General features: G+C 70.4%; 14 protein-coding genes. 5 read left to right on the forward strand and 9 right to left on the reverse strand.

Annotation, left to right across the window (positions count from 1 at the left end):
* Positions 1–130: 130 nt before the first annotated feature.
* Entirely contained in the window at positions 131–1876 is a 1746-nt protein-coding gene (locus tag AC1RLW_RS08680) for an ATP-binding response regulator (protein ID WP_493192799.1), read from the forward strand.
* On the opposite strand, the gene AC1RLW_RS08685 is transcribed toward AC1RLW_RS08680, so the two are convergent.
* A complete protein-coding gene (locus tag AC1RLW_RS08685) occupies positions 1873–2940 on the reverse strand; it encodes an agmatine deiminase family protein (protein ID WP_493192800.1) in 1068 nt (355 codons plus the stop codon). The two genes, AC1RLW_RS08680 and AC1RLW_RS08685, sit on opposite strands and share 4 nt — an antisense overlap.
* A 98-nt stretch (positions 2941–3038) precedes the next feature.
* Between AC1RLW_RS08685 and AC1RLW_RS08690 the strand changes: the two genes are divergently transcribed.
* The 3 genes from AC1RLW_RS08690 (at position 3039) to AC1RLW_RS08700 (ending at position 6308) form a co-directional block, all read left to right on the forward strand.
* Positions 3039–3932, forward strand: coding sequence for a LysR family transcriptional regulator (locus tag AC1RLW_RS08690; protein ID WP_493192801.1), 894 nt, complete (start codon positions 3039–3041; stop codon positions 3930–3932).
* A gap of 77 nt (positions 3933–4009) precedes the next feature.
* On the forward strand, positions 4010–5173 hold the full coding sequence (locus AC1RLW_RS08695) for an agmatine deiminase family protein (protein WP_493192802.1): 1164 nt from the start codon (positions 4010–4012) through the stop codon (positions 5171–5173).
* Between the two features lie 34 nt (positions 5174–5207).
* Positions 5208–6308, forward strand: a complete 1101-nt coding sequence (locus AC1RLW_RS08700; protein WP_493192803.1) for an agmatine deiminase family protein — start codon at positions 5208–5210, stop codon at positions 6306–6308.
* A 12-nt stretch (positions 6309–6320) separates the two neighbouring features.
* Here the strand turns inward: AC1RLW_RS08700 and AC1RLW_RS08705 are convergent, their stop codons facing one another.
* Together AC1RLW_RS08705 and AC1RLW_RS08710 are read right to left on the reverse strand one after the other, a co-directional pair.
* On the reverse strand, positions 6321–6968 hold the full coding sequence (locus AC1RLW_RS08705; protein WP_139703137.1) for a response regulator transcription factor: 648 nt from the start codon (positions 6966–6968) through the stop codon (positions 6321–6323).
* Positions 6969–7046: 78 nt separating this feature from the next.
* Positions 7047–7547, reverse strand: a complete 501-nt coding sequence (locus tag AC1RLW_RS08710) for a hypothetical protein (RefSeq protein WP_493192804.1) — start codon at positions 7545–7547, stop codon at positions 7047–7049.
* A 229-nt stretch (positions 7548–7776) separates the two neighbouring features.
* Between AC1RLW_RS08710 and AC1RLW_RS08715 the strand changes: the two genes are divergently transcribed.
* The gene (locus tag AC1RLW_RS08715; RefSeq protein ID WP_493192805.1) at positions 7777–9438 is read left to right on the forward strand and encodes a GMC family oxidoreductase; all 1662 of its coding nucleotides are present in this window, start codon (positions 7777–7779) and stop codon (positions 9436–9438) included.
* On the opposite strand, the gene AC1RLW_RS08720 is transcribed toward AC1RLW_RS08715, so the two are convergent.
* Genes AC1RLW_RS08720 through AC1RLW_RS08745 form a run of 6 tightly spaced genes read right to left on the reverse strand, consistent with a single transcriptional unit; the run spans position 9404 to position 14706 of the window.
* Complete coding sequence (locus tag AC1RLW_RS08720) at positions 9404–10432, reverse strand: LacI family DNA-binding transcriptional regulator (RefSeq protein ID WP_062474737.1); 1029 nt, start codon at positions 10430–10432, stop codon at positions 9404–9406. The two genes, AC1RLW_RS08715 and AC1RLW_RS08720, sit on opposite strands and share 35 nt — an antisense overlap.
* Position 10433: 1 nt before the next feature.
* Positions 10434–11414, reverse strand: coding sequence for a 2-hydroxyacid dehydrogenase (locus AC1RLW_RS08725; protein WP_493192806.1), 981 nt, complete (start codon positions 11412–11414; stop codon positions 10434–10436).
* Entirely contained in the window at positions 11414–12367 is a 954-nt protein-coding gene (locus AC1RLW_RS08730) for a sugar kinase (protein WP_307694134.1), read from the reverse strand. The genes AC1RLW_RS08725 and AC1RLW_RS08730 overlap by 1 nt, the downstream gene beginning before the upstream one ends.
* A gap of 10 nt (positions 12368–12377) precedes the next feature.
* The gene (locus AC1RLW_RS08735) at positions 12378–13121 is read right to left on the reverse strand and encodes a sugar phosphate isomerase/epimerase family protein (protein WP_493192807.1); all 744 of its coding nucleotides are present in this window, start codon (positions 13119–13121) and stop codon (positions 12378–12380) included.
* Positions 13121–13876: an amino acid ABC transporter ATP-binding protein gene (locus tag AC1RLW_RS08740; RefSeq protein WP_056583293.1), complete on the reverse strand. Its 756-nt coding sequence runs from the start codon at positions 13874–13876 to the stop codon at positions 13121–13123. Before AC1RLW_RS08740 ends, AC1RLW_RS08735 begins: the two co-directional genes overlap by 1 nt.
* 32 nt (positions 13877–13908) lie before the next feature.
* Positions 13909–14706 (reverse strand): transporter substrate-binding domain-containing protein, encoded by a 798-nt coding sequence (locus tag AC1RLW_RS08745; protein WP_159277491.1) that lies wholly within the window; start codon positions 14704–14706, stop codon positions 13909–13911.
* Between the last annotated feature and the right edge of the window lie 13 nt (positions 14707–14719).

Genomic DNA, 14719 nt, shown 5'->3' on the forward strand with positions numbered 1-14719 from the left:
ATGCCATGCGCCTGCGGCGCCCCGGGCAAACGCACGCATTGGACTAAAGTCCCATGACGCCCCCCACGCCACGCGTTACCTTGGGATCGCCACCTTCGGCGATCCCACCTCCCCCACCCGCCACACACCGATGAGCGCCACCCCACCCACGACGCCCGCCGACCCCGTCTTTGCCGCGCGCATGGCTGCCTTGCGGCGCAACTTTCCGTTCTCGCTGCTCGGCGTGATGCTCACGGCGGGGCTGGTGGTCGCGGCGCTGTGGGGCGCGGTTGCGCACGAGCAGCTGCTGGCCTGGGTCGGCGCCAACGCGGTGCTCACGGCAGCTCGCGCCTGGCAGGTGGCGCGCTACCGGCACGCAGAGCACGACCCGGGCGCGCTGCGGCGCTGGCGGCGCGGCGCGATGGTGGGCGCGGTGCTCGGCGGGTTGCTGTGGGGGCTGCCGCTCGCGGGGTGGATGCTGCAGGTGTCGCTGCCGCAGCAGATGTTCATCGTGGTGGCGATGCTCACCATGGGCACGGGCGCGATCTACGCCTACTGCATCGACCTGGGCCTGCTCTACGGTTTCCAGGTGACGTACTTCGCGCCCGCGATCCTCGCGATGGCCACGCTCGACGACGTGCTGCTGCGCGTGATGTCGGCGGCCGGCGTGCTCTACCTGTTCGTCACGCTGGCCTTCGCGCAGCGCATGTACCGCACGCAGGTCGACTCGCTCGAGCTGCGTTTCGAAAACCTCTACCTGCTGCGGCAGCTGCGCCTGGAGAAAGACGCGGCCGAGCGCAGCGACCTCGCCAAGTCGCGCTTCCTTGCCGCGGCCAGCCACGACCTGCGCCAGCCGGTGCATGCGCTGAGCCTGTTCGTGGGCGTGCTGCGCGGGCAGGCGCTGCCGGCGGCGAGCCGGCACGTGGTCGACAGCATCGGCCGCGCCGCCGCGGCGATGGGGCTGCTGTTCGAAGGCCTGCTCAACATCTCGCGGCTCGACGCGGGCGTGGTGCGCGTGAAGGCGCGGCCGTTTGCGCTGGCGCGCCTGCTCGACCAGATCCAACTGGAGTTCGCGCCGCAGGCGGCGGGCAAGGCGCTGTCGCTGCGCTTGCGCGCGGGCGATGCCGTGGTGCACTCCGACCCCGCGCTGCTCGACCGCGTGCTGCGCAACCTGGTGGAGAACGCGATCCGCTACACGGCGCGCGGCGGCGTGCTCATCGGCTGCCGCCGCGCGGGCGCCGACGCGCTGCGCATCGAGGTGTGGGACACCGGCCCCGGCATTCCGCCCACCGAGCAGGAGCAGGTGTTCTGGGAGTTCCACCAGCTCGGCAACCCCGAGCGCGACCGCACCAAGGGGCTGGGCCTGGGCCTGGCGATCGTGCGGCGCACGGCCGCGCTGCTGGGCCATCCGCTGGCGCTGCGCTCGCGCGTCGGCCGGGGCACGGTGTTCTCGGTGACGGTGCCGCTGGCGCACCAGGCGCTGCCCGTGCCCGAGGCGCCGCCTGCGCCGCTGCCGACCGACACCGGCCGCCTCGTGCTCGTGGCCGAGGACGACGGCGAAAGCCGCCTGGGCCTGCAGCTGCTGCTCGAAAGCTGGGGCCTGCGGGTGATCGCGGCCGAAGGCGGCGACGAGCTGCTGGCGCTCGCCGCGCGCCAGCCCGGCAAGCCGGCGCTCATCATCAGCGACTACCGCCTGCGCGCGGGCGAGACCGGCATCGACGTGGTCGACCGCCTGCACGAGGAATACAACGACGACGCGATTCCCGCGCTGATCGTGAGCGGCGACACCGACCCACGGCGCCTGAGCGACGTGGCGGCCCGCGGCTGGCAGATGCTGCACAAGCCGGTGGACCCGGCGCAGCTGCAGGCGACGGTGTCGCAGCTGATCGCGCCCTAGAAGCCGCGCACGGCCAGGCGATTCCCCTGCATCGGCTGCTGCTGCGTCGAGCAGTGCACGGCGCCGCCGCCCAGCGAGATCGCATCGATGGGCAGCAGCTCGACGCGGCGGCCTGGGAACGCACGCGCGAACACCTCGCGCGCCTGCGCATCGCGCGGCACGCCGAAGGCGGTCGAGATCACCGCGCCGTTGACGAGGATGTAGTTCGAATAGAGGTCGCAAAAGCGCGCGCTCCCGTAGCTGTGCACGTCGCGCGGCACGGGCAGCTCGAGGATCTCGAAGCGACGACCCTGCGCATCGGTCGCCAGCTCGAGCGCGCGGCGGTTCTCCTGCATCGCGCGAAAGTAGTCGCCCTGGTCGGGGTCGGCCGCATTGAAAAGAATGCGGGCCGGCGCCATGAACGACGCGATGCCGTCGATGTGGCCGTCGGTCTCTACCTCGGCCGCGTGGCCCGGCAGCCAGACGATCTTGTGCACGCCCAGCATGCGCCGCAGCTCGGCCTCGATCTCCGTTTTGCGCAGGCCCGGGTTTCGGTTCGGGTGCAGCAGGCAGCTCTCGGTGGTGAGCAGCGTGCCCTGCCCGTCCACGTAGAAGGCGCCGCCTTCGAGCACCATGTCCGAACGCACCAGCGGCACGCCGGCCAGCGCGGCGATGTCCGCGGCGGCGCGCTGGCAGCCGTCATGCGGGTGGTACTTCTCGCCCCAGGCGTTGAAGCGGAAGCCCACCGCGGTCTGGCTCACGTGGTGCTCGTCGACGAGGAAGATCGGGCCGCAGTCGCGCAGCCAGTTGTCCTCGGCCGCGATGGGCACCACGCGCACCTGCGGGCCGCAGACCGCGCGGGCCGCGTCGGCCAGCGGTGCGTGCGCGGCCACGATGCAGCGCTGGTAGCGCGCGATGGTGCGCGCCAGCAGGCCGAACGCACGGCAGACCGCGTCGTAGTGCGCGCCCCACAGGGCCTCGCGGTGGTCGAGCACCGGCCAGCCCAGCCAGGTGGCGGCCATCGGCTCCCATTCGGCGGGCATGCGCAGGCCGGCGCGGCGAGCGTCGAAATCGTTGGAAATCAAAGGGTCCTTCAGAAGAAATTGCAGGGACGCTCACTCTGACTTGAATTCCTTCGATGAAAAAGCGACATTTCTTGGCTGAATTCATCGACCCCGTTCATATGTCCAACACCCGGCTGCCCTCTTTCAAGTTCCTCATCGGCTTCGAGGCGGCGGCGCGCCTGGGCAACTACTCGCGCGCGGCGGAAGAGCTGTTCGTCTCGCAGTCCGCCGTCAGCCACCAGATCTCGCAGCTGGAGCAGCAGGTCGGCCAGCCGCTGTTCCGGCGCAAGGGGCGCGGCGTGGAGCTGACGGTGGCGGGCAGCCTGCTGCTGGACAGCGTGGGCAAGTCGCTCGAGCACATCCGCAACGGGCTGGCCCGCATCGAGACCTACATGGACGACCGGCTCGTCACGCTGGTGTGCCCCGCGCCCGTGGCCAGCGGCTGGCTGCAGCCGCGGGTGGACCGGCTGCTGCAGGCGCACCCGGACCTGTGCCCGATCATCTCGGTCGACGAGAGCGCGCGCTTCATCGACGAACTCGACGTGGACATCGCCATCACCCGCGCGCCGCTGCGGCAGGAAGGCGTGTTCGAAGTGCCGCTGCTCACCGACGAACTCGTGGCCGTCGGCCCGCCCGCTCAGAACGAAGACGCCAACCTGGGCCTGCTGTGCCTCGAAGAAGACCTCACGAGCGACCGCATCGGCCCCTTCATCCGCGCGCATTTCGGCGGCCTGCGCAAGGCCGCGATCTACGACGACCCGCGCCTGGTGCTCGACGCGGCCTTGCGCGGCCGGGGCATCGCGCTGGTGTCGCGCCTGCTGGCCGACGACGCCTTGCGCACCGGGCAATTGCGGCGGTTGCCGGACAGCCCGAGCCTGCCGCTGGGCACCCTCTGGATCGCGTGCGCCGAGGGCCCCTCACGCCTGCCGCTGGTGCGGGAGGTGTTCGACAGCCTGCGGCTGTTTGCGCAGGAAGACGCTGGCGATATGAGCCAGATCGATCAATCCCTTTAAAAGACATCAATTGTGTAGATAGATAGGCGTCGACAGAATTCGGGGCTTCTTAGAACTTAGTAATAACCCTGATTCCAATGACAACGCGACGCACTCTCCTGGGCCTGGGCGGCCTGGGCCTTTTCGGTGGACTCGTGACCGCCTGTGGCGGCGGCGGTGGTGGGAGCGGCAGCGGCATGCTGCCGCCCTTCCCCGTGCCCATGCCGACCCCTTCACCGGCACCCGCCCCGGCGCCCGCGTCCGGCTGGCGCATGCCCGACGAAGGCGACGCCCACCGCGCCGTGTGGATGGCCTTCGCCGCGCGCGAATCCATCTGGACCGCCGAGATGCGCCAGCCGGTGTTCCAGGCGTTGGCGCGCATCGCCAATGCCATCAGCGTCTACGAACCGGTCAAGATGCTGGTGAACCCCGCGGATGCTTCCACGGCCCGCCAACTGTGCGGCTCCAACGTTCACCTGATCGAACACGCCATCGACGACCTCTGGATGCGCGACACCGGCTGCGTCTTCGTGCGCAACGCCCGTGGCGAGCGCGCCGCCGTGAGCTTCAACTTCAACGGCTGGGGCAACCAGCAGGCCCATGCGCGCGACGCCACGGTGGCCGCGCGCATGGCCGACCTCACGGGCGTGCCGTTGCTGCGCAGCAGCCTCGTGATGGAAGGCGGCGGCATCGAGGTCGATGGCCAGGGCACGGCGATCATCACGGAGAGCTGCGTGCTCAACAAGAACCGCAACCCGGGCGTCAGCAAGGCCGACGCGGAGGCCGAGCTCAAGCGCATGCTGGGGCTGGACAAGATCATCTGGCTGCCGGGCATCGCGGGCCGCGACATCACCGACGGCCACACCGATTTCTATGCGCGCTTTCTCAAGCCCGGCGTGGTCGTGGCGGCGCTGGACACCGACCCGAAATCGTACGACCACGCCGTGACACACCGCCACCTGGAGCTGCTGACCGGCGCCACCGACGCGCGCGGACGCCCCTTGCAGATCGTCACGCTGAAAACGCCGAGCCAGGTGCGCCCCACCTTTGCGCGCAAGGAGTTCGCGGCCGGCTATGTCAACTTCTTCCTCACCGACAAGGCGGTGTTCCTGCCCGAGTTCGGCGATGCCGTGGCCGACAGCGCGGCCCGCGCCGCACTGGCCGCGCACCTGCCCAGCCACCAGATCGTGCAGCTGGACATCGACGCCATCGCCGCGGGCGGCGGCGGCATCCACTGCACGACGCAACAGGAACCGGCGTGATGCCGCGCCCCCTCCCCTGATTCCGGAGACCGACATGCACCTTCCCCTGACCCGCCGCCGCCTGCTGCACGGCATGGGCCTGGCGCCCCTGGCCTCGTTGGGCCTGGTCGCCACGGCCACGGCCGCAGCACCCGACACCTGGCACATGCCCGACGAGGGCGACGCGCACCGCGCCACCTGGATGTCCTTCGGCCCCAGCGAACGCGTCTGGGGACGGCGCCTGCTGAAGCCGGCGCGCGAGCACCTGGCGCAGATCGCCCGCACCATCGCCGCCTTCGAGCCCGTGCACCTGCTGGTGCGCGAGCAGGAGCACGACCTGGCCGCGCGCCTGTGCGGCAACCGCGTGACGCTCGAGGTGCAGCCGGTCGACGACCTCTGGATGCGCGACACCGGCCCCGTGTTCGTGCGCAACGGCGCGGGCGAATGGGCCGGCGTCGATTTCAACTTCAACGGCTGGGGCAACAAGCAGTCGCATGCGCGCGACGCCGAAGTGGCCGAGTACGTGACCGACGCCGCCGAGGTGCAGCGCCTGCGCACGCGGCTCGTGCTCGAAGGCGGCGGCATCGAGGTCGACGGCGCGGGCACGGCGATCATCACCGAGAGCTGCGTGCTCAACGCCAACCGCAACCCCGGCCTGCGCAAGGAGGCCTGCGAGGCCGAACTCAAGCGCCTGCTGGGCCTGCGCAAGATCATCTGGCTGCCCGGCATCGCGGGCCGCGACATCACCGACGGCCACACCGATTTCTATGCGCGCTTTGCCGCGCCGGGCGTGGTGGTCGCGGGCCTGGACGACGACCCCGATTCCTACGACCACGCCGTGACCCGGCGCCACCTGGAGATCCTGCGCCAGGCCACCGATGCACGCGGCCAGCGCCTGCGCGTAGAAGTGCTGCGCGGCCCGGAATCGGTGCGCAGCACCTACGAGTCGGACGAATTCGCGGCGGGCTACATCAACTTCTACGTCTGCAACGGCGCCGTCATTGCGCCGCAGTTCGGCGATGCGCGCGCCGACGGCAACGCTCGCTCGCTGCTGCGCGAGCTGTTCCCCAAACGCGAGATCGTCCAGCTCGACATCGACGCCATTGCCGCGGGCGGCGGCGGCATCCACTGCACGACGCAGCAGCAGCCGCGCTGATGCGTTGCGGCGCTAGCGCGGGCGCCCGAGCATCCCCGCGCGCCGCGCCGCGATCACGGCCTGCGTGCGGCTGGTCACGCCGAGCGCGCCGAAGATCGCCGAGATGTGCGCCTTGATCGTCTTCTCGCTGGTGGCCAGGCGCAGCGCGATCTCGGCGTTGCGCAGCCCTTCGCACAAGAGCTGCAGCACCTCGGCCTGCCGCGCCGTGAGCGTGCTCAGCACGTCGGTGGGCGTCGACAGCACGGGCAGCGACGCACCGCCCGCCGGCGAGGCCTGCACCACGTTCTGCTCGCCCGCCATGACGCGGCGCAGCGCGTCCATGAGCTGCTGGCTATCGGCCGACTTGTGCACGAAGCCCTGCGCGCCGGCGTCGAGCGCGGTGTCGATGTCCTGCGGGTCTTCGGAGGCCGACAGCACCAGGATGCGCAGGCCGCCGCGCCGCCGGTGCAGCTCGGCCAGCAGCGCCGCACCGCCGAGGTCGGGCAGGTAGTAGTCGGTCATCACCGCGTCGAGCCGGGGCAAGGTGGCGAGCGCCTCGAGCGCTTCGGCGCCGTTGCGGGCCGTGGCGACGGTCATCGTCGGCTCGGCTTCGCGCAGCGCGAGGAACAGGCCTTCGCGAAACATCGCGTGGTCGTCGATCAACAGGATGGTGGCGGGCATCCTTCGATTCTGGCGGCAACCGGCGTCGAACCCCACGGTTCCCCGTGGGCGCCGGAGGAAACCCGCCGGGTATCGCCCTCAGCGGTCCGCGGGCGGACGGCGCGCCGCCGCCGCGCGCGAGCCCGGCCGGGGCGACATGCGCGATGCCACGCGACGGTGGCGCAGCACGCGCGACCCTCGGCGCCGTGGCGGTGCCGACGTCGGTGCCTGCCGGTGGGCCTCGAAGCGCGCTTCCTTCTGCTTCAGGTAGTGCATGAGCACGTGCGACACCATGTTCAGCCCGAGGGTGCCGAACGCCGCCGGAAAGATGTACAGCGCGATCGACAGCTCCGACGAGAAGACGAGGTCGTCCGCCAGCGAAGGCGTGGCCTGCGCCAGCCGCGCCAGTGCGCGCAGCAGGAAGATGTCCGCGCCCGCCAGCGCGATCAGCAGCAGGCCGAAGGCCAGCACGGTGGTCTTGGAGAACTCGCGCCGTACGAACAGCGTGACGAAGATCGCGGCGGGCAGCACCAGCGAGCACAGCACCAGCGCCCAGAAGCGGACCTCGGTGAATATCGTCGCGTCTGAAAGCAGGTGCATGGGCAGAGCGTTGAAGGGCGGGCGCAGGGTCGGGCGCTCCGAAGGCGCATTGGGCCACGGGCGGCGCGTTGCAATTTGTCCGCTGGGTGAAGCATCGGTAAAGGCCCCAAGGTGCGTCCACGGCAGGGGAAACCCGTGGGGCCCGACCCCGGGGTCGCTGGCCACAATGCCGGTGCGCGCATCGGCGCACGGCCCCCCCAACATCCAACGACAAGAAGGACCAGATGCCATGGCGGAATTCGACTACGTGATCGTGGGCGGCGGCTCGGGCGGCGCCACGCTGGCCTCGCGCCTGAGCGAGGACCCGTCGGTGACGGTCTGCCTCATCGAGGCCGGCGGCGACGGACGCGGCATCCTCGTGCGGGCGCCGGCCGCCGTGGTGGCGATGCTGCCGGGCCGCCCGCGCATCAACAACTACGCCTACCAGACCGTGCCGCAGCCCGGCCTCAACGGGCGGCGCGGCTACCAGCCGCGCGGGCGCTGCCTGGGCGGCTCCAGCGCGATCAACGCCATGCTCTACGTGCGCGGCCACCGCGAGGACTACGACGACTGGGCACGTTCAGGCTGCGCCGGCTGGAGCTTCGACGAGGTGCTGCCGCACTTCCTGCGCGCCGAAGGCAACCAGCGCGGCGCCAGCGCGCTGCACGGCGCCGACGGGCCGCTGCAGGTGTCGGAACAGCAAAGCCCGCGCGCCATCACCGAGGCCTTCGTGCGCGCCGCCGCCGAGTGCGGCATTGCGCGCAACGACGACTTCAACGGCCCCGAGCAGGAAGGCGCGGGGCTCTACCAGGTCACGCAGTTCCACGGCGGCGCGAAGAACGGCGAGCGCTGCTCGGCCGCCGCGGCCTACCTGCACCCGGTGATGGACCAGCGCCCCAACCTCTCGGTGATGACCGGCACGCAGGCCCTGCGCGTGGTGCTCGAAGACCGGCGCGCGGTGGGCGTCGAGGTGCGGCGCGGCGGCAACGTCGAAACCATTCGCGCGCGCCGCGAGGTGGCGCTGTGCGGCGGCGCCTTCAACTCGCCGCAGCTGCTGATGCTCTCGGGCATCGGCGACCCCGACGAGCTCGCGCGCCACGGCATCGAAGTGCGGCATGCGCTGCGCGGCGTGGGGCAGAACCTGCAGGACCACTGCGACTTCATCGTCGCCTACAAGTCCAAGCAGACCGACATGTTCGGCATCGGCCCGGTCGGCGGGCTGCACCTGCTGAAGGCCATCGCCCAGTGGCGCCGTGACGGCACGGGCCTGGTAGCCACGCCGTTCGCGGAAGGCGGCGCCTTCATCAAGTCGTCGCCCGAGCTGCGCCGGCCCGACCTGCAGCTGCACTTCGTGATCGCGATCACCGACGACCATGCGCGCAAGCTGCACGCGGGCTTCGGCTTTTCGTGCCATGTGTGCGTGCTGCGCCCCAAGGGCCGGGGCGACGTGCGGCTGAACGATGCCAGCCCCGACTCGGCGCCGCGCATCGACCCGCGCTTCCTGGCCGACCCGGAAGACATGGCGCTGCTGCTGCAGGGCGTGAAGAAGACGCGCGAGATCATGCGCGCGCCCGCGCTCGAAAAGTACCGCCACCGTGAGCTCTACACCACCGACGCCCACACCGATGCGCAGCTCGAGCAGCACATACGCGCACGCGCCGACACCATCTACCACCCGGTGGGCACCTGCAAGATGGGTGTGGATGCGGCGGCAGTGGTCGACCCGCAACTGCGCGTGCACGGCATCGCGGGCCTGCGCGTGGTCGATGCCTCGGTGATGCCGACGCTGATCGGCGGCAACACCAACGCGCCGACGGTCATGATCGCGGAGCGCGCGGCCGGCTGGATGCGCGGGCCGGCCTCCTTTGCGGAATCCGCTACGGCAGTGCCGTCGATGAGCCTCGCACCATGAGTTCGCCCGGCAGCAGCAACTGACGCGGCGCCGCGTCGAGCCCGCGCAGGCGCTCGATGAGGCAGGTGGCCGCCGCGCGGCCGATCTCGTCGGTCGGCTGCGCCACGGTGCTCAGGCCCGGCCCGATGAGCGAGGCCCATTCGGGATCGTCGAAACCCACGAAGCCCAGGTCGGCGCCGAAGCGCCAGTCGAGCCGCGCCATGGCCTGCGCCACGCGCAGCGTGACCACGGCATTGCCCGCGACCACCGCCGCGCGGCGACCGCGCTTGGCGCGCTGGCGCAGCGCGCGCAAGGCCTCGTCGAGCGCGTCGTTCTCGCCCTCGACCGATTCGAAGACCTCGCCCGCCACGCGTGGCTCGTGCGCGGCCACGCAGGCGCCGAAGGCGGCCGTGCGCTCGCGCCGCGAACTCACGCCCTTCTGCGGCTCGGTGACGTACAGCAGCTCGCGGTAGCCGCCCTCGACCAGGTGGCCGCAGGTGTCGCGCATGGCGGCATGGTTGTCGAGCGAGACGAAGTCGGTGTGCATGCCCGTGTGCCGACGGTCGACCAGCACCGCCGGCTTGCCGTGCAGCGTGACCGCATCGACCACGTTGCTGCCGCGCCCCAGCGTGTTGAGGATGAAGCCGTCGACCTGGTAGCCCGCCAGCGCATTGATGGCCTCGCGCTCGCGTTCGCTCTCGTTGCCGAGGTTGAACAGCATCACGAGGTAGCCTGCGTCCTGGCAGGCCTTCTCGGCGCCGCGCAGCACGGCCACCGAGTACGGGTTGGTGATGTCGGCCACGATCAGGCCGATGAGCCGCGAACGGCCGTGGCTCAGCGCCTGCGCCATCGGGCTGGGCGAGTACGCCAGCTTGGCGATGGCGGCTTCGACGCGCGCGGCGATATCGGGGCTCAGCAGGCGCTCGCGGTGGTTCAAAAAGCGCGAGACGGTGGCCTTGGAGACGCCCGCGGCTTCGGCGACGTCGGCGATGGTGGCGCGGCCTGTGGGCTTCATGTCAGGCGGCGGCGGTGTCGTAGGGGGCCGTGGGCTTCTGGCCGGCCAGCACCTGCAGCAGATTGGTCGTGGCCAGCGCGGCCATCGCGTGGCGCGTCTCGTGCGTGGCCGAGCCGATGTGCGGCAGCGGCGTCACGCGCGGGTGCGTGCGCAGCGGCGAGTCGGCCGGCAGCGGCTCCTTCGCGAACACGTCGAGGCCGGCGGCGCGCAAGGTGCCGTGGTCGAGCGCGTCGAGCAGCGCGGCTTCGTTCACGGTGGCGCCGCGGCCGCCGTTGATGAACGACGCGCCCGGCTTCATGCGTGCGAAGAAAGCGGCGTCGATCATGCCGCGCGTGGCGTCGGTCAGCGGCAGCATCGCGAGCACGATGTCGGCGCGCGCGAGCAGGTCGTCCAGCGGCGTGTGCGTGGCGCGGCCCTGCAGCTCGGGCGCCTGCGCGGCCAGGTCGACCGGGCGGCGCGCGTGGTAGAGCACCGGCATGCCGAAGCCCAGCGCAGCGCGGCGCGCCACAGCCTGGCCGATGCGCCCGAAACCGAGGATGCCCAGCGTCTTTCCATGCACGTCGGTGCCGAAGAATTCCTCGCCGATGTTCTTCGTCCAGCGGCCTTCGCGCACCATCGTCGACAGCTCGACGACGCGCCGCTGCGTGGCCATGAGGATCGCGAACACCGTGTCGGCCACCGTCTCGGTGAGCACGTCGGGCGTGTGGCACAGCACGATGTGGCGCTTGTGCAGTTCGGCCAGCGGGTAGTTGTCGACGCCGACCGATACGCTCGAAATCACTTCGAGCTGCGGCGCCGCATCCAGCAGCGCAGCGTCGACGTTGTAGCTCGAACCGATCAGCCCGTGCGCGGTGGCGAGCGCAGAGGCAAAAGCCTCAGGCGCCTTGCGCGGATCGGCCACGGTGACGTGGTGCACGGCCTGCAGGCGCGCGAGCTGGTCTTCGGGCAGGGCCCGGAACACCAGCACATTCTTCTTGGTCATCAGAGCCCCGCTTCTTCGAGTTGCGCCCGCGTCGGCAGGCCTTCGGTGTCGCCGAGCACCTGCACGGCGCGCGCGCCGATCCAGGCGCCGCGGCGCACCGCGTCGGGCACGCTGCGACCTTCGAGCAACGCGCTCACCACGCCGGCCGCAAAGCCGTCGCCCGCGCCCACGGTGTCGATCACTTCCTTCACCGGGAAGCCGTCGACGTGGCCGGTGCCGGCCACGTCGCTGTCGTAGTACGCACCCGCAGCGCCGAGCTTGACGACGACCAGCTTTGCGCCGCGCTCGCGGTAGAACTTCGCCACGTCTTCGGGCTTGTCGTGGCCGGTGAGCAGCAGGCCCTCTTCGATGCCAGGCAGCACCCAGTCGGCGCGCGAAGCGAGTTCGTTCACCCAGTGGCGCATCGTCTCGGTCGACGACCACAGCGTGGGCCGAAGGTTGGTGTCGAACGAGATGGTGCGGCCGGCCGCGCGCATCACGTCCATCGACTTGAGCGCGGCCTGCAGGCTGGTCTCGGAGATGGCCGCGAACACGCCGGTGGCGTGCAGGTGGCGCGCCGAGCGCAGCCAGGCTTCGTCGACGTCGGCCGGGCCCATGTGGCTGGCGGCCGAGCCCTTGCGGTGGTATTCGATCGGTGGGTCGCTGCCGTCGGTGACGCGGCCCTTGAACTGGAAGCCGGTGCGCTGCGTCGCGTCGGTGATCACGTGCGAGCAGTCGATGCCCTCGGCGCGCATCGCGGCCAGCAGCGCGCGGCCCATGGAGTCGGTGCCCAGTCGGCTGGCCCAGCCGACCTTCAGGCCCAGGCGCGACAGGCCGATGGCCACGTTGGTCTCGGCACCCGCGGTGCGCTTGTGGAACGACTGGGCGTCTTCCAGCGGGCCCGGCCGGTCGGCCACGAGCAGCAGCATGGCTTCGCCGAACAGCGCGACGTCGAAGGCGGTGGGTTGCGTCATGTGTGTGTTCCTACGCCCGTGCGGCGCGGATGAAGTCGATCTGCGTGCGGGTGACGGCCGGCAGGTCGTCGCCCACCAGAGGGTATTCGATGGCGTGGGGCACGTCGGCCGGCAGTGCGCGCAGCACCGCGCGCCACGGCGCGACCGAGTCGCCCAGCGGCACCGCCACCCACTTGTGCGGCAGGCGCTGCGCGCCCTTGCAATGCACGTAGCGCACGCGGTGGCCGAGCGCCTGCGCGGCCTGCAGCGGGCACTCGCCGAGCCAGTGCCAGTTGCCCATGTCGAAGGTCATGCCCAGCGGCACGCCGGCGCGGTCGGCCACGTCGAAGAAGGTCTGCAGCGCGGCCAGCGTGCCGGCGCGCACGGTCTGGTCGTTTTCGATGAGCAGCTCGACGCGGGTCTCGGCCAGCGCCACCTTCAGGCCCCAGAGCGAGCCGTGCGACGAGGGCTGGAAATCGCCGATGGCCATCTTGAGCCGCTTCGCGCCCACGCGCGTGGCGGCGGCGATGCCGCGTTGCAGCGCGGCGCTGTCGAGCCAGCCGCCTTCGGCCCACAGGCCCTCGGGGCTGGAGTACACGGAAGCAAGACCGTTCAGCGCAGGCAGTTCCGCATCGGCGTCGCGCAGCATCTCGCCGCGCACTTCCACCGAATCGGCACCGGCCGCGCGCGAGAGTTGCGAGCACCAGAGCTGGCCGTGCCGCCCCACCTCGGCCGCACCGAAGGACGACAGAGAAATCAGGACTTCGAAGGCCATCAGTGGGCTTGGTGCGAACTGAGAATTTGCCCGAGGAACTGGCGCGTGCGCTCGTCCTTGGGGTTGCCGAAGAACTCCTGCGGCGGCGCCTGCTCGACGATCTTGCCGTCGGCCATGAAGATCACGCGGTCGGCCACGCTGCGGGCAAAGCCCATCTCGTGCGTCACGCACAGCATGGTCATGCCGTCTTCGGCCAGGCCGATCATGGTGTCGAGCACTTCCTTGACCATCTCGGGGTCGAGCGCGGAGGTGGGCTCGTCGAACAGCATGATCTTGGGCGACATGCACAGCGCGCGCGCAATGGCCACGCGCTGCTGCTGGCCGCCCGAGAGCTGGCTCGGGTACTTCTTGGCCTGCTCGGGAATGCGCACGCGCGTGAGGTACTTCATGGCCACCTCTTCCGCCTGCGCCTTGGTCATGCCGCGCGAGCGCATCGGCGCCAGCGTGCAGTTCTCCAGGATGGTGAGGTGCGGGAACAGGTTGAACTGCTGGAACACCATGCCGACTTCGGCCCGCACCGCGTCCACGTTCTTGCCGCCGGCCGTGAGGTCGATGCCATCGACCACGATGCGGCCCTTTTGCACCGTCTCGAGCCGGTTGATGCAGCGGATGAGCGTGGACTTGCCCGAGCCCGAGGGCCCGCAGATCACGATGCGCTCGCCCTGGCGCACCGACAGGTCGATGCCGGTCAACACCTGGAATTCACCGTACCACTTGTTGACCGCTTCCATGCGGATGATCGATTCCGTCGTCATGCCAGGATTCCTTCTTCTTCAGCCGCGGGGGCTCACTGCATCTTGGGCAGGTCGGCCTGCAGCCACTTTTGATAGAGCTTGTTCAGCTCGCCGTTGGCGGTGTTCTTCTGCACGAATTCGTTCACCGCCTTGTGCAGCTCTTCCTGGCCCGGACGCATCGCGATGCCCATCGACTGCTGCACCAGCGTGAACTTGTTTTCGAAGGTGTTGGCCGGCACGCGCTTGGCGATCTGCGCCGCCACCGTGACCGAGCAGCCGATCGCATCGACCTGGCCCGAGATGAGGGCCTGCATGGCCGAGGCGTCGTCGTCGAAGCGGCGGATCTCGGTGCCTTCGGGCGCGGCCTTGGTCACGGCCACGTCTTGCGTCGAGGCGCGGGCCACGCCCACGCGCAGGCCCTTCAGGTCGCCTGCGGCCTTGATGGAGGTCTTGGTCGCGCCGTACAGCACGATGGTCGCGGCCGCATAGGGCTGCGAGAACTGCACCTGCTTGGCGCGCTCGGGCGTCACGGCCAGCGAAGCCACCAGCAGGTCGACCTTGTTGGTCAACAGGAACGGAATGCGGTTCGGGCCGGTGACCGGCACGATGTTGGCCTTGACGCCCCAGTCTTTCGCCAGCAGCTTGGCCACGTCGGCGTCGTAGCCGTCGGGCTGGTTCTTGGCGTCGGTGGTGCCGTAGGGCGGGAAGTCGACCAGCATGCCGATGGTGATCTCGCCCTTCTTCTTGATGTCGGCCATGCTTTGCGCCGAAGCGAAGGGAGCGAACACGGTCAGCGCGGCGCCGAGGCCCAGGGCTGCGATGGCAGCGCGGCGGGTGGTGGTAACGGTCATTGGATGTGTCTCC

It is taken from the genome of Variovorax sp. GW822-FHT04A09, from assembly GCF_058801005.1.